The sequence below is a fragment of the Janibacter sp. CX7 genome, assembly GCF_024362365.1.
Lineage (GTDB): Bacteria > Actinomycetota > Actinomycetes > Actinomycetales > Dermatophilaceae > Janibacter.
Genome location: NZ_CP101464.1, coordinates 3,090,818 through 3,110,863, shown reverse-complemented (window position 1 = coordinate 3,110,863; position 20,046 = coordinate 3,090,818). Strand labels below are relative to the sequence as shown.

At 71.7% G+C, this 20,046-nt stretch carries 22 protein-coding genes, 1 pseudogene and 2 riboswitches; of the genes and pseudogenes, 12 read left to right on the top strand and 11 right to left on the bottom strand.

The genetic code is table 11. The features are described from left to right. Nucleotides 1-31 precede the first annotated feature (31 nt). From NMQ01_RS15350 to NMQ01_RS15330, 4 genes are all read right to left on the bottom strand, one after another. Complete coding sequence (locus NMQ01_RS15350; protein WP_255184760.1) at nt 32-1,771, bottom strand: long-chain fatty acid--CoA ligase; 1,740 nt, start codon at nt 1,769-1,771, stop codon at nt 32-34. A gap of 140 nt (nt 1,772-1,911) precedes the next feature. Continuing rightward, complete coding sequence (locus tag NMQ01_RS15345) at nt 1,912-2,727, bottom strand: C40 family peptidase (RefSeq protein ID WP_255184759.1); 816 nt, start codon at nt 2,725-2,727, stop codon at nt 1,912-1,914. Then, nucleotides 2,728-2,914, bottom strand: a riboswitch (cyclic di-AMP (ydaO/yuaA leader). A gap of 198 nt (nt 2,915-3,112) precedes the next feature. Continuing rightward, a complete protein-coding gene (locus NMQ01_RS15925) occupies nt 3,113-3,886 on the bottom strand; it encodes an NlpC/P60 family protein (protein ID WP_303707959.1) in 774 nt (257 codons plus the stop codon). Continuing rightward, nucleotides 3,883-4,065, bottom strand: a riboswitch (cyclic di-AMP (ydaO/yuaA leader). Its footprint overlaps the gene before it by 4 nt. 151 nt (nt 4,066-4,216) lie before the next feature. Beyond that, entirely contained in the window at nt 4,217-4,888 is a 672-nt protein-coding gene (locus tag NMQ01_RS15330) for a GTP pyrophosphokinase family protein (protein ID WP_255184758.1), read from the bottom strand. 137 nt (nt 4,889-5,025) lie between these two features. Between NMQ01_RS15330 and NMQ01_RS15325 the strand changes: the two genes are divergently transcribed. Then, nucleotides 5,026-5,535 (top strand): DUF4919 domain-containing protein, encoded by a 510-nt coding sequence (locus NMQ01_RS15325; RefSeq protein WP_255184757.1) that lies wholly within the window; start codon nt 5,026-5,028, stop codon nt 5,533-5,535. Then, nucleotides 5,532-6,491: a GNAT family N-acetyltransferase gene (locus NMQ01_RS16015; RefSeq protein ID WP_369694819.1), complete on the top strand. Its 960-nt coding sequence runs from the start codon at nt 5,532-5,534 to the stop codon at nt 6,489-6,491. The genes NMQ01_RS15325 and NMQ01_RS16015 overlap by 4 nt, the downstream gene beginning before the upstream one ends. Nucleotides 6,492-6,494: 3 nt before the next feature. On the opposite strand, the gene NMQ01_RS15310 is transcribed toward NMQ01_RS16015, so the two are convergent. After that, on the bottom strand, nt 6,495-7,481 hold the full coding sequence (locus NMQ01_RS15310; RefSeq protein ID WP_255184756.1) for a WXG100 family type VII secretion target: 987 nt from the start codon (nt 7,479-7,481) through the stop codon (nt 6,495-6,497). Between the two features lie 125 nt (nt 7,482-7,606). Here NMQ01_RS15310 and NMQ01_RS15305 point away from each other — a divergent pair, with 125 nt between their 5' ends. Further along, nucleotides 7,607-8,101 (top strand): hypothetical protein, encoded by a 495-nt coding sequence (locus NMQ01_RS15305; protein ID WP_255184755.1) that lies wholly within the window; start codon nt 7,607-7,609, stop codon nt 8,099-8,101. On the opposite strand, the gene NMQ01_RS15300 is transcribed toward NMQ01_RS15305, so the two are convergent. Further along, nucleotides 8,088-8,354: a metal-sensitive transcriptional regulator gene (locus NMQ01_RS15300; protein WP_255184754.1), complete on the bottom strand. Its 267-nt coding sequence runs from the start codon at nt 8,352-8,354 to the stop codon at nt 8,088-8,090. The two genes, NMQ01_RS15305 and NMQ01_RS15300, sit on opposite strands and share 14 nt — an antisense overlap. A gap of 24 nt (nt 8,355-8,378) precedes the next feature. Continuing rightward, nucleotides 8,379-8,780: a DUF302 domain-containing protein gene (locus NMQ01_RS15295; RefSeq protein WP_255184753.1), complete on the bottom strand. Its 402-nt coding sequence runs from the start codon at nt 8,778-8,780 to the stop codon at nt 8,379-8,381. A 122-nt stretch (nt 8,781-8,902) separates the two neighbouring features. Here NMQ01_RS15295 and NMQ01_RS15290 point away from each other — a divergent pair, with 122 nt between their 5' ends. The 3 genes from NMQ01_RS15290 to NMQ01_RS15280 all read left to right on the top strand — a co-directional run bounded on the left by NMQ01_RS15290 (nt 8,903) and on the right by NMQ01_RS15280 (nt 11,751). Beyond that, a complete protein-coding gene (locus tag NMQ01_RS15290) occupies nt 8,903-9,715 on the top strand; it encodes a sulfite exporter TauE/SafE family protein (RefSeq protein ID WP_255184752.1) in 813 nt (270 codons plus the stop codon). Nucleotides 9,716-9,778: 63 nt separating this feature from the next. After that, nucleotides 9,779-10,366, top strand: coding sequence for a rhodanese-like domain-containing protein (locus tag NMQ01_RS15285; RefSeq protein WP_255184751.1), 588 nt, complete (start codon nt 9,779-9,781; stop codon nt 10,364-10,366). Nucleotides 10,367-10,377: 11 nt separating this feature from the next. Further along, complete coding sequence (locus tag NMQ01_RS15280) at nt 10,378-11,751, top strand: rhodanese-like domain-containing protein (protein ID WP_255184750.1); 1,374 nt, start codon at nt 10,378-10,380, stop codon at nt 11,749-11,751. Nucleotides 11,752-11,902: 151 nt separating this feature from the next. Here the strand turns inward: NMQ01_RS15280 and NMQ01_RS15275 are convergent, their stop codons facing one another. Then, entirely contained in the window at nt 11,903-12,799 is an 897-nt protein-coding gene (locus tag NMQ01_RS15275) for a hypothetical protein (protein ID WP_255184749.1), read from the bottom strand. A 149-nt stretch (nt 12,800-12,948) separates the two neighbouring features. On the opposite strand from NMQ01_RS15275, the gene NMQ01_RS15270 reads away from it, so the two are divergent. Both NMQ01_RS15270 and NMQ01_RS15265 read left to right on the top strand, forming a co-directional pair. Beyond that, nucleotides 12,949-13,986, top strand: a complete 1,038-nt coding sequence (locus NMQ01_RS15270) for an NAD(P)-dependent alcohol dehydrogenase (RefSeq protein ID WP_255184748.1) — start codon at nt 12,949-12,951, stop codon at nt 13,984-13,986. Between the two features lie 247 nt (nt 13,987-14,233). After that, nucleotides 14,234-15,415 carry an endonuclease gene (locus NMQ01_RS15265; RefSeq protein WP_255186390.1) on the top strand — a complete coding sequence of 394 codons (1,182 nt, stop codon included), beginning with the start codon at nt 14,234-14,236 and terminating at the stop codon, nt 15,413-15,415. A gap of 3 nt (nt 15,416-15,418) precedes the next feature. Here the strand turns inward: NMQ01_RS15265 and NMQ01_RS15260 are convergent, their stop codons facing one another. Beyond that, the gene (locus NMQ01_RS15260) at nt 15,419-15,826 is read right to left on the bottom strand and encodes a hypothetical protein (RefSeq protein WP_255184747.1); all 408 of its coding nucleotides are present in this window, start codon (nt 15,824-15,826) and stop codon (nt 15,419-15,421) included. 103 nt (nt 15,827-15,929) lie between these two features. Here NMQ01_RS15260 and NMQ01_RS15255 point away from each other — a divergent pair, with 103 nt between their 5' ends. Next, nucleotides 15,930-16,775: a MerR family transcriptional regulator gene (locus NMQ01_RS15255; protein WP_255184746.1), complete on the top strand. Its 846-nt coding sequence runs from the start codon at nt 15,930-15,932 to the stop codon at nt 16,773-16,775. A 46-nt stretch (nt 16,776-16,821) separates the two neighbouring features. On the opposite strand, the gene NMQ01_RS15250 is transcribed toward NMQ01_RS15255, so the two are convergent. Then, on the bottom strand, nt 16,822-17,226 hold the full coding sequence (locus NMQ01_RS15250) for a hypothetical protein (protein ID WP_255184745.1): 405 nt from the start codon (nt 17,224-17,226) through the stop codon (nt 16,822-16,824). Between the two features lie 155 nt (nt 17,227-17,381). Between NMQ01_RS15250 and NMQ01_RS15245 the strand changes: the two genes are divergently transcribed. Together NMQ01_RS15245 and NMQ01_RS15240 are read left to right on the top strand one after the other, a co-directional pair. Beyond that, nucleotides 17,382-17,909 (top strand): DUF4919 domain-containing protein, encoded by a 528-nt coding sequence (locus NMQ01_RS15245; RefSeq protein ID WP_255184744.1) that lies wholly within the window; start codon nt 17,382-17,384, stop codon nt 17,907-17,909. Beyond that, nucleotides 17,909-18,862 (top strand): hypothetical protein, encoded by a 954-nt coding sequence (locus NMQ01_RS15240; protein WP_255184743.1) that lies wholly within the window; start codon nt 17,909-17,911, stop codon nt 18,860-18,862. Before NMQ01_RS15245 ends, NMQ01_RS15240 begins: the two co-directional genes overlap by 1 nt. A 79-nt stretch (nt 18,863-18,941) precedes the next feature. Here NMQ01_RS15240 and NMQ01_RS15235 read toward each other — a convergent pair. Continuing rightward, nucleotides 18,942-19,523: pseudogene (locus NMQ01_RS15235) on the bottom strand (MFS transporter); the annotation flags it as partial. 190 nt (nt 19,524-19,713) lie between these two features. Between NMQ01_RS15235 and NMQ01_RS15230 the strand changes: the two are divergent. Beyond that, a complete protein-coding gene (locus NMQ01_RS15230; protein WP_255184742.1) occupies nt 19,714-20,037 on the top strand; it encodes an Lrp/AsnC ligand binding domain-containing protein in 324 nt (107 codons plus the stop codon). The last annotated feature ends 9 nt before the right edge of the window (nt 20,038-20,046 follow it).

The following is a 20,046-nucleotide window of genomic DNA, read 5'->3' as shown; positions in this document are numbered from 1 at the left end:
CGGCCTTGGCGGGGCCCGTCCGGGCCCCGACTCAGCGCTTCGCGTAGAGCCCCTCGATCGCCTCGGCGCGCTGGGTCTCGATGACGTGGCGCCTGAGCTTCTGCGTCGCGGTCATCTCGCCCGACTCCTCGGTGAAGTCGTCGTCGAGGACGACGAACTTCTTGATCCCCTCGGCCTTGGAGACCAGCTCGTTGGCCTCGTCGACGACGCCCTGCAGCTCGGCCTGCGGGTCGGCGGGGCGCTCCGTCTCCGGGTCGAGCGTGATGAGCGCTGCGACGAAGGGCCGTCCCTCGCCGACGACCATCGCCTGGGAGACGAGCGGGTGGGAGCGCAGCACGTCCTCGAGCGGACCGGGCACGACGTTCTTGCCGCCCGCGGTCACGATGATCTCCTTGGCCCGGCCGGTGATCGTCAGATAGCCCTCGTCGTCGAGCGAGCCGAGGTCACCGGTGGCGAACCAGCCGTCGACGATCGACGACCGCGTCGCCTCGTCGTTGCCCCAGTATTCGTCGGTGACGACGGCGCCGCGGACTTCGATCGCCCCGTCCTCGCCGATGCGCACCTCGTTGCCCGGCAGCGGCCGGCCGACGGTGCCGACACGCTGCTGGCCGGGCCCGTTGACGGTGATCGCCGCGCAGGTCTCGGTCAGGCCGTAGCCCTCGTGGATCGGCACGCCGACGCCGCGGAAGAAGTGGCCGAGGCGCTCGCCGAGCGCCCCGCCGCCGCTGATCTCGTACATCGTCTCCCCGCCGAGGGCCGCGCGGACCTTGGCGTAGAGCAGCCGGTCGAAGACCGCGTGCAGCACCCGCAGCCGCAGCCCGGGGCGGCCCGGGCGCGGGTCGTCGCCCACGGCCCGGCTCCAGTCGATGGCGACCTGCTCCCCCTTCGCGAAGACGGCGGCGGAGACGCGGCGCCCGGCCGCCTTGGCGCGGATGCCGGCGTGCACCTTTTCGAAGACCCGGGGTACGCCGACGACCATGTGCGGACGGAAGGAGCCGAACTTCTCGACGATCGTCGAGAAGTCGGACCAGAAGCCGACCGTGGCGCCGGACTGCGCGGCGATGTAGGCGACGGAGCGGGCGAGCACGTGCGCCATCGGCAGGAACATCAGGATGCGGCGGCCGGGCGCCCCGACCTCGCCGATCGGGTGTGCCAGGCAGCCCGCGACCTCGGCGGCGAGGTGCCGGTGGGTGAGGACGACCCCCTTCGGCCGACCGGTGGTGCCGGAGGTGTAGACGATCCCGGCGAGGCCGTCGAAGGTCACTGCGTCCCGGCGCGCGTGCACCTCATCCTCGGCCACGGTCTGACCGCGCTCGGCGAGGGTGGCGAGGGCGCCGTCGTCGATGACGAGGACCTCGACGTCGAGACCGGTGGCCAGCTGTGCCATCGCCGGCGTCTCGACGAGCAGGACCCGCGCGCCGGAGTCGCGGACGATCCACTCGAGCTGGCTGCGCGACGACGACGGGTAGACGGGGACGGTGCCGGCCCCGGCGTTCCAGATCGCCTCGTCGAGCAGCAGCCACTCATAGCGGGTGTCGGCCATGAGCACCACACGGTCACCGGCGGCGACGCCGCTTGCGACGAGTCCCCGGACCGTCGCAACGAGGCTCTCGAGGTGCTCTCCGGCGGTGATGGTCTGCCAGTCGCCGTCGACGACGTGGCTGAAGGAGGGATGCTGCGGGTCCTCCTGCGCCCGACGCCAGGGACGAAGGGGGAGCAGGTCGCGGTCGGTGAGCTCGAGGGCTTCGCCGGTGGCGTGGGTGGCGGGCACGGATGACCTCCTGGGGCGACTACACGTGTAGAAAGGGCCAGTGTCTCACGCGCCTTCGGCACCCGAGCACGACAAGGCCCCGACCGTAGCGGTCGGGGCCTTGTCGTGCGAGCCGCTCGGAAGCGGCCCGCGGTGGTCGCTCAGAAGCGGCCGTAGGACACGTCGTCGGTCCAGATGTCGCGCTCGGTGACACCGGTGCTCGAGTTGCCCGCGTCGATGATCTTGCCGTCGCCGGCGTAGATCCCGTTGTGGTAGGCGGGGTTGCCGAAGAAGACGATGTCGCCGGGCTGCGGGTCGGAGACCGGGGTGGCCGCCGCCTGCTGCTCGCTCGTCGTGCGCGGCAGGTCCTTGCCGGTCGACTGCTTGTAGACGTACTGGACGAAGCCGGAGCAGTCGAAGCCGGACGGGTCCTCGCCACCCATGACGTAGGGCGAGCCGACGTAGCCGCGGGCGGTGTCGACGATCGACGAGCTCGCGCCCGTGCTCGCCTGCGCGACCTCGACGGTCGAGCCGGTGCTCTCGGTGGAGGCGCTCGGGGCGGACGAGGTCGAGCCGCCGGTCAGGCCCATGGCCGAGCCGGTCTCGGGGCCGACGACGCCGTCGGCCGCCAGGCCCTCGTCGGCCTGCCACTCGGTGACGGCCGCGGTGGTCTCCGGGCCGAAGGCGCCGTCGGCGGTGACGCCGACCTTGTCCTGGATCTGCTCGACGACGCTGCCGCTGTCGCCCTCGCGGACGATGTCGGTGAAGCTGCCGGTCGACGCGCTCGGGGCGCTCGCGGTGCTGGTCGAGGTCTGCTCGACCGGGGTCGTGGGTCCGCCGTTGGCGGAGGCGCTCGTGGCGGTCATCATCGACGCGCCGAGGCCAAGGGCCGTGGCGGCGAGGACGCCCGCGCCGGCCCGGTGGGCGGCGGAGCGGGTGCGGGTCGCCGCGTGACGGGCGGTGTAGGTGCTGCTCATGGTGTGTCTCCTCGAGCCTGCGGAGTTAGCTGTCGGGTTGGGGTGGAGACCACCCCGCCCACGACCCGGCGAGCCGGGTCCGAGGACTTCACCCCAAGGTCGTGACGACCATGAAGACGTGGGTCCTCCGCTCCTACCGGTAAACCAGGGGAACCGTCGCAGTGGTAGGACTCGGCACCTGCGGACGGCGTCCCGGCGATGTGCCGGGACCGGGGTCGACCATAGGTCATATGGTCACGAATTGGTAACGCGGGGTGTCAGAGCCCTTGGCGCACAAGGCAATGAGAGCTGTCGTGACCCCCCCCCAGCCACAGGACGAAGGGGAGGTCCCGACGCGTGGTCGGGACCTCCCCTTCGGGTCGAGCGTCGTGCGCTCGGGTGCGGCTCAGAAGCGCCCGTAGGAGACGGCGCTGGTCCACAGCGAGCGCTTGGTGACGGCGCGCGGGCTGCTGCCGGCGTCGTAGATCATGCCGTTGCCGGCGTAGATCGCGACGTGGTACGCCGGGGCGCCGAAGAAGACGAGGTCACCGGCCTGCGGGGAGGAGACGCGGGTCGCGGCCTGGCGCTGCGCCTCGGCGGTGCGCGGCAGGCTCTTGCCGTGGCGGGCGAAGACGTACTGCGTGAAGCCCGAGCAGTCGAAGCCGGAGGTCGTCGTGCCGCCGTAGCGGTAGGGCACGCCGACGAGGCTGGCGGCGGTCGACAGGAGCGAGGAGCCGGCGACCGTGCGCGTCGTGGTGCGCGAGGTGGTCGTCGTGGTGCGGCTCGAGCTCAGGCCCATCTTGGTGCCGGTGCGGGGGCCGACGATGCCATCGGCGACGAGGCCGTTGCGGCGCTGGTAGCGCTTGACCGCGGACTCCGTCAGGGGCCCGAAGACGCCGTCGGCGCTGGCGCCGGTGCGCCACTGGATCTGCCTGACGACGTAGCCGCGGGCGCCGCGACGGACGAGGCCCGAGAAGCTCGCGGTCGACGTCGCGGACGACGCCGACGAGACGGAGGCGGCGGACGGGGCGCTCACGGTGGCGGGTGCCGCGCTCGCGGCGGGCGCCGTGGCGGCGGCGGTACCGAGGCCGACGGCGGCGACGGCCACCAGGCTGGCGCCGGTGCGCTGGGGGGTCTTCGTGCTCGGGGCGCGGTGGCGCCCGGCGTAGAACATCGACATGGTCTCTCCTCCGCCTGCGGAGTTAGCTGTCGGGTTGGGATGGAGATGAGCATCCCGCCCACCGGTCGTGCGACCGCGTGGACTTCACCCCGAGGCACTGGGGCCGAAAAAATGGGTCCCCCGCTCCTGCCGTGGCGTTCAGGGACCACCCGGCTGGCAGGACTCGGCGACCTGGTGGTGACCCCGCAGTGTGGGGTCGAAAGAAGAGTAGGGCATCGGGACACGGTTTGGTAACGGCCCTGTGGAGATTTTTCTGGACCCGGGCGCGCCTGCCGTGCCGGCGTCGTCGACGGGGCGTAGAGCGGGGCGTGCGACCGGCCGGCCGGGGCCTCAGTCGGTGCCGTGGACGGCCCGGTGCAGCTGGGCCATCTCCTCGTCCATCCGGGCCGCCGTGGCGGCCGCGTCGGTGATCCGCTGGCGCAGGTGGGCGGGCACGTCACCCTCGTACTTGTAGAAGATCTTGTGCTCCGTGCTCGCCCAGAAGTCCATGGCCACGGTGCGGAACTGCACCTCCACCGGCACCTGGACGGGCCCCGACGAGAGGAAGACCGGGATCTCGAGGATGACGTGCAGCGACCGGTAGCCGTTGGGCTTGGGGTTGGCGATGTAGTCCTTGACCACGCGCACGGAGATGTCCGCCTGCTCGGTGAGCGCCGCCATCAGCCGGTAGACGTCGGCGACGAAGGAGCAGATGACGCGCACGCCGGCGATGTCGGTGATGTGCTCGCGCAGCGCCGGGATCTCGAGCGGGACCTCCTGGCGGGCCGCCTTCTCGAGGATCGACTCGGGGCTCTTGACCCGCGTGGAGATGTGCTCGATCGGGTTGTCGAGGTGCAGCTCGGCGAACTCCTCGCGCAGGATCTCCAGCCGCGTGGCCACCTGCTCCATGCCGAAGCGGTAGCCGAGCATCATCCGGGTGAAGTCCTCGCGGATCTGCGCGAACTGGCGCAGGGACGCGTCGGAGAGCTCGGGCAGGCCAGAGGGCTGGGCGGCGCTGGTCACCCGGCCAGCGTAGGCAGGTCCCCTGAGAGGCAGGTGTGCGTCGGTGCGTGGCGCTGGGACGAAGGGGGAGTGGGCCGGGCCGCGTCAGCGCCCACCGCGACGGATACGGTCGGAGCAGGACCACCCGAGGAGCCACGATGAGCGAAGCCCACGCCGAGAGCCTGCGAGAGCTCGTGACGAGGTACCTGAGCGAGCAGACACCGGACAACCTGGCCGCGTTGCGTCACGCAGTCCGGTCGTCGGCCGGCTTCGACCCCGACGTCGACCTGCGCGAGGCCGTCCCGCTGCTCGAGGCCGGCCGACACCGCGAGGCGCTCGACGCGGTCCGGGCCAAGATGCCCGGTGCCGCCCTCAACCCCTCGGCCCACCTCCTGCTCGCCGCAGCCCACGAGGCGCTGGGTGACGACGCCGCTGCCCAGCGCGAAGCCACCCTGCACACGCTGTCGGTCTCGAGCGTGCTCGCCACGGGAGACGGCACGCAGGAGCGCCCGTGGTCCGTCCTGCGCGTCGCCGACGAGTACGACGTCATGCGGGCGAAGGGGGTGACCCCCCGCCGTCAGGCCACGCGCACCGTCGACGGTCGGGTCGTCGACGTGCACGAGGTCGTCGACGGTCCGGACGTGTGGTTCGTCCTCGACCCGGCATGATCGGCCCCGCCCCGTTGCTGCCGATCATCACGGAGCGGCTGCTCCTGCGGCCCTACACCCACGACGATCTCGACGCCAGCCTCGCGTACTACGGCGACCCGCAGGTGGCGCGTCACCTGCTCGAGCCACCGTGGACCCCGGCGGTCGCCCGGGAGCGCATCGCCGAGCGCGTCGAGCGGACCGGCCTCGACGGACCGAGGCGGGCGCTGGCACTCGTCGTCGAGCACGAGGGGCGGGTCGTCGGCGACGTCGCCGTGTGGGCGAGGGACGCGACCGGCGCCACCTGCGAGGTCGGATGGTCCTTCCGCCCCGACGTCGCCGGGCAGGGCTTCGCGACGGAGGCCGCTGCAGCGGTCCTCGACCATGCCTTCGACCACCACGGCGTGCACCGCGTCGTCGCCGAGCTCGATGCCCGCAACCTCGCCTCGGCCGCGCTGTGCGAGCGCCTCGGCATGCGGCACGAGGCCACCCACCGGCAGGACCTCTTCAGCAAGGGCGAGTGGACGGACACGCTCGCGTACGCAGCGCTCGCGAGCGACCGGCCCCGTGACGTGGGTGACGCCATCGTCGTCAGCGCCGTCGACCTGCGCGATGCCACGGGGAGGGTGCTCACGGTGCGCAAGCGCGGCACCGCCGCCTTCATGCACCCCGGCGGCAAGCCCGAGCAGGGCGAGACCGCCGCGGAGTGCGCGCTGCGCGAGGTCGAGGAGGAGCTCGGCCTCGTGCTCGACGCGGAGCGGCTCGAGCTCGTCGCCGTCCACCGGACCGCGGCCGCCAACGAGGCGGGGCGACCGCTCATCGCGAGCGTCTTCCGCCACCCGCACCTGTCGGACGTCACGGGGCCGGTCGTGCACCCGGCCGGGGAGATCGACGAGGTCCGCTGGACGGCCAGCGACGAACCGCTGCCTGACGACGTCGCGCCGCTGCTGCGCTGGCTCGTCGCCCGGGAGGCGTGAGGGTCAGCCGGACTCGGAGGCCTCGAGCAGTCGGTCGAGCTCCTCGGGGGTGAGCTCCTCGGCTCGGCGACGCTCCTCCTCGAAGGCATCGGCCTCGAGCGGCTGGTCGACATATCCCTGCGGGTCCTCGTCCCACTCGGTGTAGTCGCCTTGGTTCTCGTGCCAGGCCTCCACCTCTTCGGGCGTCACCCCGTTGTCGTACGTCGGCTCGACGCCGCGCCAGTCCTCCCACCAGCTCGTCGTGCCATCCTCCACGGCCTGCTGCTGCATGGCGTGGCGGGTCTCGTGCGACGCGGTGTTGAGCACGTCGGGGTCGGCGAGGTTGGTGTCGTCGATGACGACCCGGCCGCGACCGCCGTTCCACAGGTTGGGGTCGTAGTACTCGCCGGCCAGGTCCTTCGTGTTCTTGAAGGTGACGATCGGTGGCGGCTCGATGCCGTACTCCTCCGCCTGCTCGAGGACCATCTGCTCGAGGATCGCTCGACGCTCGTCGTCCGTGTAGGTCTCCCACTGCGCCGCGACCTCGGGCGGGATCTCGCCGAGCTGCCCCTCGAGCGGGTCGTCGGCGGGCGGCGGCGGTGCGGCCGGCGCGGTGAGCTCGTTGGTCAGGGGCAGATCGGTCAGGCCGGTGACGATCGGCGCCCGCAGCCCGGCCAGGGCGTCGGGCGATCCCGTGCCGAGCGCACGCCCCGCGCTCACGCCCGCGATCGCCCCGGTGCGCCCCGCGCTCGCACGCTCCTGCTCGTCGGCCTGCTGCTGCAGGCCGGTCGCCATCGCGCGGCACGTCGCCTCCGCCCGGACCAGGGCGGACCGGGCGTCGGGCCACGCGTGCGCGAAGCCCTGCGCGTCGAGGCCCGACCAGTTCGCGAGCAGTGTTGCCAGCAGCCCGGTGCCCCGATGGGTGATGCCCTGGAGGTGCTCCGCACTGTCGGCGAGCTGCTCGCTCACCTCGCGCATCCGCTGCGGGTCCCCGCCCTGCGTCACGGCCACGTCCGCTCCCTTCGTCCGTGACCGACGCTATCGAGCCACCGCGACCGTCCTCGATGGGGAGCGCTCCCCACCGCGGCAGGCGACCTCCACTGGCAGGGTGGGTCCGACCGGACGGAGGGAGTGTCATGAAGGTCGTCGACCCCAGGGGCCGCACGTGGCGGGTGTCGCGGCGGTGGATGCCGTGGCGGCGCAAGAGCCGCGTCGGGGACTGGGCCGACGTGCCGACCGGCGGCGGACTCGGCGACGACCCGATCAGCGCGATCATCGGTGTCTTCCTGCTGATCCTGATCATCCCCTTCGTCATCCTGTCGATCGTCGTGGCCCTCGAGATGCTGCTCCTGCTGCTCGTCCTCCCCTTCGCCCTGCTCGGCCGGATGGTCTTCGGCCGGCACTGGCACGTCGAGGTGCGGGACGGCTGGGAGTTCGCGTGGGAGACCGAGGCCGGTGACTGGCAGCAGAGCGGGCGGGCGATCGAGCACATCGCCGAGGGGCTGCGTCGCGGTCTGGTCCCCTGGCAGGCAGCGGATCCGGCTGCGGCACAGGCCTCCTCGCACCCTCCGGCGACGGGGGGACCCCCGCCCGGGCAGCCGCCCCCGCCGCCGGGCGTCAGGCGAGGGTGAGGAAGAGCTTTTCCATCGCGGCGCGGTCGTCCTCGTCGACCCCGTCGGGCGAGGAGAGGCACTCCCGCAGGCCCGAGGAGACGATGGCGAAGCCCGCGCGGTCGAGGGCGCGGCTTGCCGCGGCGAGCTGGGTCACGACGTCCTTGCAGTCGCGTCCCTCCTCGATGAGGCGGATCACGCCGCCGATCTGACCCTGTGCGCGGCGCAGCCGGTTGATGACCGGGCCCATGTCCTCGATGTCGAGGGTGACCATGTCTCTCTCCTTCGGGTCAGTGGGTCAGGAGACCCTGCTCGGCAGCGAGGCCAGAGCGTTGTCGAGGCGGGTGCGGGCGTCGGACGCGACGTCCTTCAGGCGGTCGTTGTCCGTCACCCCGACCATCATGTCGGGGTCGAGGGCCTCGACGACGCTGCGCGCTGCGCCGTCAGCGCGCACGACGACGTTGCACGGCAGGAGGAGCCCGATCGACGGCTCGTGCGCGACGGCCTGCTCGGCGAGCTGGGGGCGGCAGGCGCCGAGGATGACGTAGGGATCGAGGTCGGCGTCCACTTTGGCCTTGAGCGTGCCGGCGAGGTCGATCTCGCTGAGCACACCAAAACCTTCGTCGGCCAGTGCCTCGCGGGTTGCGGTCAGGGCCCGGTCGAAGGGGGCGTTCACGGTCGTGGTCAGGGCGTACTGCATCTCGTTCTCCCGTTGTCTGGGTGCACATCGATCACCATATACCCCTTGGGGTATCAGTCAACCGCAGGGCGACGGCTCCGTCCCGGTTGAACTATACCCCCGGGGGTATTAATCTCCGGCCCATGCACCTCGTCGCACTCCTCGCCGTCGTCCCGCTCGGGCTGGCCATCGGCCTTGCCCTGGGTGCCCTCGGCGGTGGCGGCTCGATCCTCGCCGTGCCCGTGCTCGTCCACCTGCTCGGCCAGGGGCCGGTCGCGGCGACGACGGGCTCGCTCGTCATCGTCGGCATCACGTCCGCTCTCTCCCTGCCGGCCCACCACCGGGTCGGGCGGGTGCGCTTCGGTCAGGGGCTGACCTTCGGCCTGCTCGGCGTCGTCGGCGCTGTCGCCGGGTCCGCGGCCTCACGTGCGGTCGACCCCGATGTCCTCATGACGACCTTCGCGGTCCTCATGGCGGTCGTGGCGGTGCTCATGCTGCGTCGCGGCACCCGCCCGGAGGCCGACCTCGGGCGGCACGAGCCGATCCTCACCCTCAACCCCGTGACCTGCGCCTGCCCGCGCCTGCTCAAGCTCGTCGTCGCCGCGAGTCTCGTCGGCCTCCTCACAGGCTTCCTCGGGGTGGGCGGCGGCTTTGTCGTCGTGCCTGCGCTCGTCATGGTCCTCGGCTTCCCGATGCCGGTCGCCGTGGGCACCTCCCTGCTCGTCATCGCCGTCAACAGCGCGACCTCCCTCGTCGCCCGCTTCCAGCACGGCGCCGGCGAGCTCGACTGGCCGCTGATCCTCGGCTTCGCCGCGGCGGCGGTCGTCGGCAGCCTCCTCGGCAGCCGCGTCGCCGACCGCATCCCCGCGCAGCGCCTCTCCAAGGCCTTCGCGGTCCTCGTCCTGGGCGTCGCGGCCCTCACCGCCGCGCAGGCCCTCCCCGGGCTGCTCGCCTGACGCAACCTGCTCCCGACCAACCCGACTGACCTCCCCTTCGTCCATCCCCGATCAAAGGAACCCATGACCACCGTCACCACCCGCCCTATGACCCTCACCGCGACCGACCTGCGGGACTGGCTCGCCGAGCCGGCTGGCCCGCGTCTCGTCGACGTGCGCACGCCGGCGGAGTTCGCCGCGTCGCACATCCCCGGCTCCTACAACGTGCCGCTGCCGCTCCTCGAGGAGCACCGCCGCGAGCTGGCCGAGCACCTCGACGACGACGTCGTCCTCGTGTGCCGCTCGGGCGCGCGCGCCTCCCGGGCCGAGAGCGCCCTGGCCGATACCGGGACGGACCACCTGCACGTCCTCGACGGCGGCATCACCGCGTGGGAGAGCGCTGGCGGTGACGTCGTCGCGGGTGAAGGGGGCTGGGATCTCGAGCGTCAGGTCCGCCTCGTCGCCGGCTCCGTCGTCCTCACCGGCATCCTCGCGAGCACCGTCGTCCCGCAGGCCAAGTGGCTTTCCGCGGGCATCGGCGCGGGCCTGACCGGCGCCGCCCTGACCAACACCTGCGCGATGGGCGCGCTCCTCGCGCGCATGCCCCACAACCGTCGCCACGAGCCCACCCCCGAGGCCGTCTTCGCGCAGCTGCGCGGCGGCCGGAACTGAAGGAGACCGACATGATCCTCACCCAGTACTACCTCGGCTGCCTCTCGCACGGCTCCTACCTCATCGCCGACGAAGGGAGCCGCCGCGCCGTCGTCGTCGACCCCCAGCGCGACATCCAGCAGTACCTCGCCGACGCCGCGGCGCACGACCTGACGATCGTCGGGGTCATCAACACGCACGTCCACGCCGACTTCGTCGCCGGTCACCTCGAGCTGGCCGCAGCGACCAGCGCGTGGATCGGCTACGGGCCGACGGCGGCCGAGCGCGCCGAGTTCGAGGTGCGCACCCTCGCCGGGCGCGACCGCATCGAGCTCGGTGACGAGGTCACCCTCGAGATCCTCGAGACCCCCGGTCACACGTGGGAGTCGATCAGCGTCCTCGTGCACGAGCGCGGCGTCCCGCACGCGGTGCTCACCGGCGACTCACTCTTCATCGGCGGCGTCGGCCGGCCCGACCTCGTCGTCTCCGACGGCTCCACCGCCGAGGACCTCGCCACGGCGATGCACCACACCCTCCACGACGTGCTGCTCCCGCTGCCCGACGAGACCAAGGTGATGCCGGCGCACGGTGCCGGGTCCTCCTGCGGCCGTGGGCTCTCCGACGAGCTCGAGTCGACGATCGCGGCGCAGCGCGCGAGCAATCCCTTTGCTGCGGAGATGTCGGTCGAGGACTTCATCGGAATGGTGACGACCGGCCAACCTTCCGCGCCCGCGTACTTCCAGGTCGATGCCATGCTCAACCTGCGCCAGCGCGACCTGCTCGAGCCCGGGCAGTCGGTCGTCCCCTTCACGCCGGCCGAGGTGGTCGCCGCGATCGCCGGCGGCGTCACCGTCGTCGACGCCCGCTCGCCCGAGGACTTCGCCCGCGGGCACCTCGCGGGCTCGGTCAACGTCGGCCTCGACGGCCGCTTCGCCGAGACGGTCGGCACCGTCGTCGACCACGCCGCCGAGGTCCTCCTCGTGGCGCCCGAGGGCCGGGCGGCCGAGGCGGCGCTGCGGATGGGGCGGATCGGCCACGACGCGGTCGTCGGCCACGTCGCCGCGCCGCTCACGCTCGACGGTCCGCTCGCCCCCCTCATGACGACGAGCGAGCGCACCGAGGTCGCCGACCTCGCGGCGCTGCCCGAGCAGACCGTCGTCGTCGACGTGCGCAATGCCGGCGAGCGCGCCGACGGGCAGGTCATCCCCGGCGCCGTCCACATCCCCCTGGCCGAGCTCGCCCGCCGCCACGACGAGCTGCCGACCGACCGTCCGCTGCTCGTGCACTGCGCCGGCGGGTGGCGCTCGTCCGTCGCGGCGAGCCTGCTGCGCTCGGTCGGCCACGCGGACGTCACCGACCTCGTCGGTGGGTACGCGGCCTGGGAGCAGCAGACCGTCGACGCCTGAGTCCGAGGTGCGCCCACGGCTCCTGCGCTACGTCCCGTGACGTAGCGCAGGAGCCGCTTGTCGTCCGGTGCCCGGGCCGTTGAAGTGCGGAATGGTGGTGGCGAGGCCCCGGGCCGTCCGTGCGAGGAGGATCAGCTCGAAGGTCTCGGGATCATCGGGCACCCACCGACCGAAGGTCGCCGTGGACGCCCGCGAGGACGGCGAGCGCGCCGGGCGTCGCGAGCAGGGTGATGGCCGCGACGGCGGGCTGGAGGGTCCCGCCGTGGGCGAGCAGCAGCTGGGTCGGGCCCTGCAGCGCGGCCGTGCAGCAGCCGACCCACACGACGAGGTGAGGGAGCCGACCGCGCTGCGGTGGGACGGCCAGGCGCGCCGACGGGGCGACGACGGCGGCGAGCGCCAGCAGCCCGCTGACGACGAGGACCGTGCGCTGGACCGGCGCCTCCATCCCCTGCGGTCCCGCGTCACCGGGGCCGGCCACACCCCACCACCCCATCGCCAGGGCGAAGGGGAGGACCGTCACCGCGCCGAGGGCGAAGGTCAGGCGGCGCTGCACCCGCGGAGGGCTGGCGAAGCTGGCGCCCCACCGGCCGTCGGCGTACCGGCACAGGAGCACGGCCAGGGCGACACCGAGCAGGGTGAACCCGCCGTAGACGCACCCGAAGACCCAGGCCGCCATCCCCTCGCCCTCCACGGACGGGCGTCCGTGGGCGATCGTCTCGACGACCTGACCGAGCGGCATGCCCAGCAGGATCGGCGCGAGGAGCCCGCTCGCGCCGGCGGCGAGCAGGGCGAAGAGCCGTGCGGGCAGTCGATCTGCCCAGGGGCGGGTGAGCGACCAGGCCAGGCCGAGCGCGACGAGCTCGAGGCCGACGGTGACGAGGTTGCCCACGACGAAGCGGGTCGAGCGCATCGTCTCCGTCGCGGCCTCGGTCAGGCCGATCGGCGAGCCGGTGAGCCACAGCAGCTTGAGCGCCAGGTAGGGCGTCACGGCCGCCATCGCGAGGACGAGGGGCCACGGGAGGGCGCGCGGTGCGGTCGTCGTGGTCACCTCCCCATCCCAGCGGTCGGGTGGGGCCCGGCGACAGGGTGCGGACCCCCCTTCGTCCGTGGGGCAGGCACCCGCCTGCGTTTGCTGACGAAGGGGGTGCAGGAGTTGACTGAGGTCGTCCCCATCTCCTGTCTCGAGAGGAGCGCCCCGTGCGCACCGTGAAGGCCTGGGCGGCCCCGTCCGCCACCGAACCCCTGACCGCGACGACCATCGAGCGTCGAGACGTCGGCCCCAACGACGTCCTCATCGAGATCGCCTACGCCGGCATCTGCCACAGCGACATCCACACGGCCCGGGCCGAGTGGGGCGACGTGCACTACCCGATCGTCGTCGGCCACGAGATCGCCGGTGTCGTCGCCGAGGTCGGCTCCGAGGTGACCAAGCACGCCGTCGGTGACCGCGTGGGCGTCGGCTGCCTCGTGAACTCCTGCGGCGAGTGCGATGCCTGCCGGGCGGGCAACGAGCAGTACTGCCCCGACGCGATCGGCACGTACAACGCGACCGATCGCGACGGCACGATCACGCAGGGTGGCTACTCGACGCACGTCGTCGTCGACGCCGACTTCGCGCTGAAGATCCCCGAGGGCATCGAGCTCGACGTCGCGGCCCCGCTGCTGTGCGCCGGCATCACGACCTGGACGCCGCTGCGCCGCTGGGGTGTGCGCGAGGGCTCCAAGGTCGCGGTCGTCGGTCTCGGCGGGCTCGGGCACATGGGCGTCCAGCTGGCCGTCGCCCTCGGCTCCGAGGTCACGGTGCTCTCGCAGTCGCTGAAGAAGCAGGAGGACGGCCTCGCGCTCGGCGCCACCGACTACCGGGCGACGAGCGACGACGAGACCTTCACCGACCTGCGCGGGAAGTTCGACCTCATCCTCAACACCGTCAGCGCCGACCTGCCGATCAAGAAGTACCTGTCGCTGCTCGCCCCGGAGGGCACCCTGGTCAACGTCGGCGCCCCGGCCGAGCCCTTCGAGGTCCCGGCCTTCGCCCTCATCGGGGGCAGCAAGGCCCTCGCCGGCTCCAACATCGGCGGCATCCCCGGCACCCAGGAGATGCTCGACTTCTGCGCCGACAAGGGCATCGGCGCCAAGATCGAGGTCATCCCGGCGGACAAGGTCAACGAGGCCTGGGACCGCGTCGTCGCCTCCGACGTGCGCTACCGCTTCGTCATCGACGCCGCGACGATCTGAGTCGCATCCCCGAGCACAAGAGGTCGTCCTGAGGCCTCTCGCGGCAGACGAACGTCACGAGATGCACCAGGACGACCTCTTGTGCACGCCGGGGTCCCTCGAGTCCTGACGAGTGCGGGGCTTCAGGGAGGACCGGGAGAGAACTGCGACCCGGTCCTGACCTATCGTTCACCCGCGGACCGAAGGGGGTCGCGAACATGGGCGCGACCCCCTTCACCCACCCCCGTGAGGTCCGCCCGTGTCCCGCATGTTCCGTCGACTCGCCGGCACCACCGCCGCCGTCGCCCTCGTCGCCGTCCCGATCCTCCCTTCGCAGGCCGTCCCGTCGTCGACGACCGCGGTCGCCGGCCAGAGTGCCTCTGCCGCAACGCCGCTCACCGTCGCCGACGCGCTCTCCCGGCAGGACGGGTCCACCCAGACCGTCCGCGGCCACGTCGTCGGCCAGCCGACCGCGACCGACCGGGTCGTGACGAGCGGATTCCCCAACGACTACGCCATCGCGATCGCGGCGACGAAGGGGGAGGGCGACACCTCGAAGATCCTCTACGTGCAGGTGCCCTCGGCCCTGCGCGCCCAGTGGGGCCTGGCCTCCAACCCGGACCTCATGGGCCAGCAGGTCGACGTCACCGGGGCCCTCGCCAGCTACTTCTCCCACCCCGGGATGACCGGCACGAGTGCCATCGGCCTGGCCGACGGGACCACCCCCGAGGACCCGGAGGACCCCGGTGACCCGGGCGAGCCGACCGACCCCGGCAGCTACTACGACGGCACCGCGGGCCTGACCGGCGCGGCCCTGAAGTCGAAGCTCCACGACATCATCAGCAACAACCGGGTCCTGTCCTACGACCAGGTCTGGGACGGCATCAAGGACGTCGACGAGGACCCGCAGAACACCAACAACGTCGTCCTGCTCTACAAGGGCACGAGCTCGCCGAAGTCGAACAACGGCGGCGACGCCGACAACTGGAACCGCGAGCACGTCTGGGCCAAGAGCCACGGCGACTTCGGCACGTCCAACGGCCCGGGCACCGACCTGCACCACCTGCGCCCGACCGACGTCACGGTCAACAGCGACCGCGGCAACCTCGACTTCGACAACGGCGGCAGCGAGAACGACGAGGCCCCGGGCAACTACGCCGACAGCGACTCGTGGGAGCCGCGCGACGCGGTCAAGGGCGACGTCGCCCGGATGATCTTCTACATGGCCGTGCGCTACGAGGCCGGCGACATGGTCGACCTCGAGGTCAACGACCAGGTGAACAACGGGTCCAACCCCTACATGGGGCGGCTGTCGGTCCTCAAGCAGTGGAGCCAGCAGGACCCGCCGGACGCCTTCGAGCAGCGGCGCAACGAGCGGATCTTCGACAACTGGCAGGGCAACCGCAACCCCTTCATCGACCACCCGGAGTGGGTCGAGTCGATCTGGTGACCCTCAGTCGGTGAGCTCCAGCCGGTAGCTCGTGCCGGCGTCCGTCGTCGGGGTGGCGAGCCTCAGCGGGGTCCCGCGCTCGACGGTGAAGTCGTGCTCCGGGTCGAGCAGGTCGATCCCGCCGCCCCCGTCGGCCGGCGACATCGCGTCCGCCGTGCGGATCTCGACCTCGTCGTCGTCGACGTCGGTGAAGGTGATCTCGAGGTCGTCGTCGACGCGGAGGGTCTGGCCCTCGACCGCCTCGACCTCGGTCGTCGTGTCGGTCGACTCGTGGTCGGGGTCCCAGCCGTTCCAGTCGCTCGCCGTGATCGTCAGCGGGACCGGCTCCTGGTCCCGGTCGAGCACCCCGCACCCACCGAGGGGCAGCAGCACGGCGAGGGCCGTCGTGAGGGTGAGGTGTCGCCGGGTCATGGTCGCTCCTGGGTCGGTGTCGTGGATGGGACGGGCGGGGGTGCCTCGCGGTTCCCACGGAGGTCTTGACCCTCACACCGTGTGAGGCGTCAGGGTGGTGCCCATGACCGACACCCCGGACCTCATGGCGATCGGCGACTTCTCCTCCAGGTCGCGGCTCAGCGTGCGGATGCTGCGTCACTACGGCGAGCACGGGATCCTCGTGCCCGCCGACGTGGACGCCGCCTCCGGCTACCGCCGCTACGCGCCGGAGCAGCTCGCCGAGGCCGCCCACGTGCGGCGGCTGCGCGACGTGGGATTCACGGTGTCCGCCATCTCGGTCCTCCTCGCCACCCACGGCACCGAGAGCTACCGGCAGGCACTCGCCCTGCAGCGGGAGTCCCTCGGCGACGAGCTGCGCGCGGCCAAGGAGCGGCTGGCACTCATCGACCAGCTCCTCGACCAGGAAGGCACTGCCATGTCCACCATCACCGTCACCCGCACGACCGTCCCCGCCCGCACCGTCGTCGCCCTGCGCGGCACCGTCCCCGCCTACGACCAGGAGGGGCGCCTGTGGGAGCGGCTCCTGCCCGAGCTCGGGCGCCAGGGGCTGACGCCCACCGGTCCGTGCGGTGTCTTCGAGCACGACCCTGAGTACCGCGAGGCCGACCCGACCCTGTCGATCTGGCTGCCCGTGCCCCCCGGCACCACCGCGCAGGCGCCCCTCGAGGTGCACGAGCTGCCCGAGCAGGAGGTCGTCCTCGCCCACGTCGAGGGGCCGTACACGCTGATCAGCGAGGCGCACACGCGCATCGACGAGCTGGTCCGGTCCGAGGGGCTGACCCTCGCCCCGCGCTCCGGCGTCGACGACGACATCGCCGTCCTCGGCTTCAACCGCTATCTCGTCGACCCCTCGCAGGCCGCCGCGCCGGAGGACCTCGTCACCGAGGTGTGCGTGCCGTTGGCCTGACCCAGCCGCTGGGGGCCCTCGCTTCGCGTGGAGCGAGGGGCGAGGCTCATGGAACCAAGGTGACCTCGTACTCCGTGTATCCATCGAGCGACGGCGTGGAGATGTGCAGGGGACTGTCCGTGCTGACGGTGAACTTGTCCTCGAGGTTGCGCAGATCACGACCACCGTCGACTCGCTTGGCCAGCCGGCGGTCTGTGGAGATCTCCACCGCCGACTCGGATGTCGAGTCCACGGTGATCTGTACCGTGTCGCCGGCATGGTCGATCGTTGCGACCTCGCCTGGGCTCGCGCTGATCCGGGTGATCGTCGGATCGGTGTCCTTGGCAGAGCCGTCTCCGTGGAAGGCGGTCGACACCTCAATGTTCATGCTGCTCCCTGGATCGGCGGAGCACCCAGTCACGGTGAGTGCCAGGGCGGTCACAACCGACACGGCACGCAGGACAACGAGCATGGTGGCTCCTCGGCTGATGGGCGATGGTCCTTGACCACCGTATGTGAAGCCGCAGTTGCTCCACAGGGGAGAGCTCCCCATCGACCACTGCAGGGGGTCTTACCCTAGGGTCGACCGCAATCAGGGCTTCGGACGGGATCCAGGGGGACACTCACGTGACAGGCGCGACCACGTTGACCGACTTGGTGGGGGCCTACGTCCACGACCCGCAACCAGAACGGCTCCGGGAGCTGCGTTCCGTCGTCAGGGGTTCGCCCACCTTCGACCCGGATCTGGACGTTGCAGCCGTGGTCGGCACCTCGCTCGACGACGGACGGGCCAGCGACACCATCCGTGCGCTGACGGGCAAGATGCCTGGGGCAGCGCTGAACCCGCGGGCGCACGCCGTGCTCGCATCGGCCTTCGAGGAGGTGGGAGACGAGGCTGCTGCCCGGCGCGAGCGACTGATGGCACAGCTGTCGATCACCTCGATCCTGTCGACCGGGGACGGGACCCGGGAGCGACCGTGGTCGGTCCTGCGAGTCGCGGATGAGTACGACGTCCTCAGGGCAAAGAACATCCGGCCGGTGCAGCAGGCGGTGCTTCAGGCCGATGGCCGAGTCCTCGATGGTCACGAGGACGCTGCGGGGGGCCGTGTCTGGTTCGCGCTCGAAGACGCGCGCAGCCTCGGGGGTGAGCTCTGATGGCGGGCGGCATCACCCATGGGTCGGACACCGCTCGACTGCGGGAGGTCGGTGGGCAACTGATCGCCAGCTCACGCTCCTTGGAAGAGCTGGCGACCCAGGGGCGCGGGCTGCTCGCGACTTTGCTGGACAACTGGTCCGGACAGGATCTCGAGGCCTTCGCCCACGGGGCCTGGCCCCCTGCTGACCGCTGCCTCACCCAGGCCGCCGCTCTGGTCGCGGCCATGGGCAAGACGGCCGTGGCACAGGCCGACGAGCAGGATGGTGTCAGCGAAGGCGCGGTGCGCTCCGGCGGGGGGAGCGGTGGAACGTCCCCGGGTCTCTTCGAAGAGGGCCAGTCGCGCGCCGCCGCTGACTACGGCGAGCTCCAGGACGGCATGACCGACAAGTGGGAGGGCTACACGACCGAGGAGCGCGAAGCCATCTTCCGCGAGATCGTCCGGCGTGAGGCGGAGAAGTATGGCATCGAGCCGACACCCAGCATCATCTGGGTCGACGACCCAAACTTCACCTCCAACGGCGTGTCCATCGACAACGGTGACGGCACGTACTCGATCAAGATCAACGCAGGCAACATGGACGACCCGATGATGTTGCACACCATCTACCACGAGATGAGGCACGCGGGTCAGTCCGAGATGAGGCACAACCAGCCCAGTGCCATCGAGCGAGCCATCGACGCGGCCACGGGCCAGGACAGCTATCCCGACGGAGTGACCCACGAGCAGGTCCAGGAGTGGGAGGAAAACTCACTTCCCGGCAACTACGTCGACCCCAAGAAGGACTTCGACGGGTACTTCGACCAGCCCGTCGAGAGGGACGCGCGGGCCGAGGGTAGCGAAGGCGTCGAGGGTCTTTCGCCAGACGAGGCTGACGAACTGCTCGAGACCGGACAGCGCACGGACGAGGCCAACAAGCGGATCAAGGAGGTCCTCGACGACATCTTCGGATAAGGCCATCGCTTGGCCTGACCCAGCCGCACGAAGGAGGTGACCCGCCGCGTCCTGCGGTGGGTCACCCCCTTCGTCGTGGTCAGGACTCGAGCAGGTCCTTGCCCTTGGTCTCCTGCATCGTGAGCACGACCGCGGCGGAGACGAGCAGCAGCACCACCGAGTAGGTGACGAAGGCGCGCGGCCCGACCTCGGTGCCCAGCCAGGTCTGCAGGTAGGGCGCGGTGCCGCCGAAGAGGGCGACGGCGATCGAGTAGGGGATGCCGACGCCGATGGTGCGGATGCGGGTGGGGAACATCTCGGCGAAGACCGCCGGGAGGATCGCGGCCGCCGCGGCGATGAAGACGAGCGCGACGCTCATCGACACGGCCAGCTGCACGGCCGAGTCCTGCAGGTAGGCGTTGATGGGGAAGGAGACCGCCGCCATGCCCAGTCCGCTCGCGGCGAAGACCGGCTTGCGGCCGATGCGGTCGGACAGGCGGCCCCACAGGGGCAGCACGGCGATGAAGACGAGGTTGGCGACGACGCCCGCCCACAGGGCCGACTGGGCGTCGATGCCGAGGGTCGCGATCGCGTGGGCGGGCGCGGCGATGGCCCACGTGTAGAAGGCGACGGTCAGGCCGACCGTCAGGCCGATGACCTTGGCCGCCGAGGCCCGGTGGCGACGCGACGATGCCGCGGGATGCCGGGCCGATCGTCGCGGCCCTCGCGCGGACGGTCGGGTCGAGGCCGCGGCCATCGGGCGCGGGACGGGGCGCAACCCCGCGACCGTCCGGCGCCACCTCGCGCGCGTCATCGCCACGGGTGAGCTCGCCTTCCGCTGCGAGGTCGCCCAGGACCCCACGCTCTGGGCGTTGCACTGCACGTGGCTGGCGCGGGTCCCCGAGGAGGCCAAGGAGCGCACCGTCGCGGCGCTCGCGACCCTGCCCGAGCTGCGGCTGTGCGTGTCGACGACGGGGGAGAGCAACCTGCTCGTGTCGGTGTGGGCGCGCTCGCCGTCGGACCTCCTGCGTCTCGAGCGCCTCCTCGGCGACCGCCTGCCCTGGCTCTCCCGCGTCGACTCGGTCTTCATGCTGCGCACCCTCAAGCACTTCGGCTGGGTGATCGACGCGCGCGGGCGGTCCACGGGCGAGGTCGTCGAGCCGGTGATCATCGGTGACGAGCCCGCCTCTGCCTGACAGGATCGG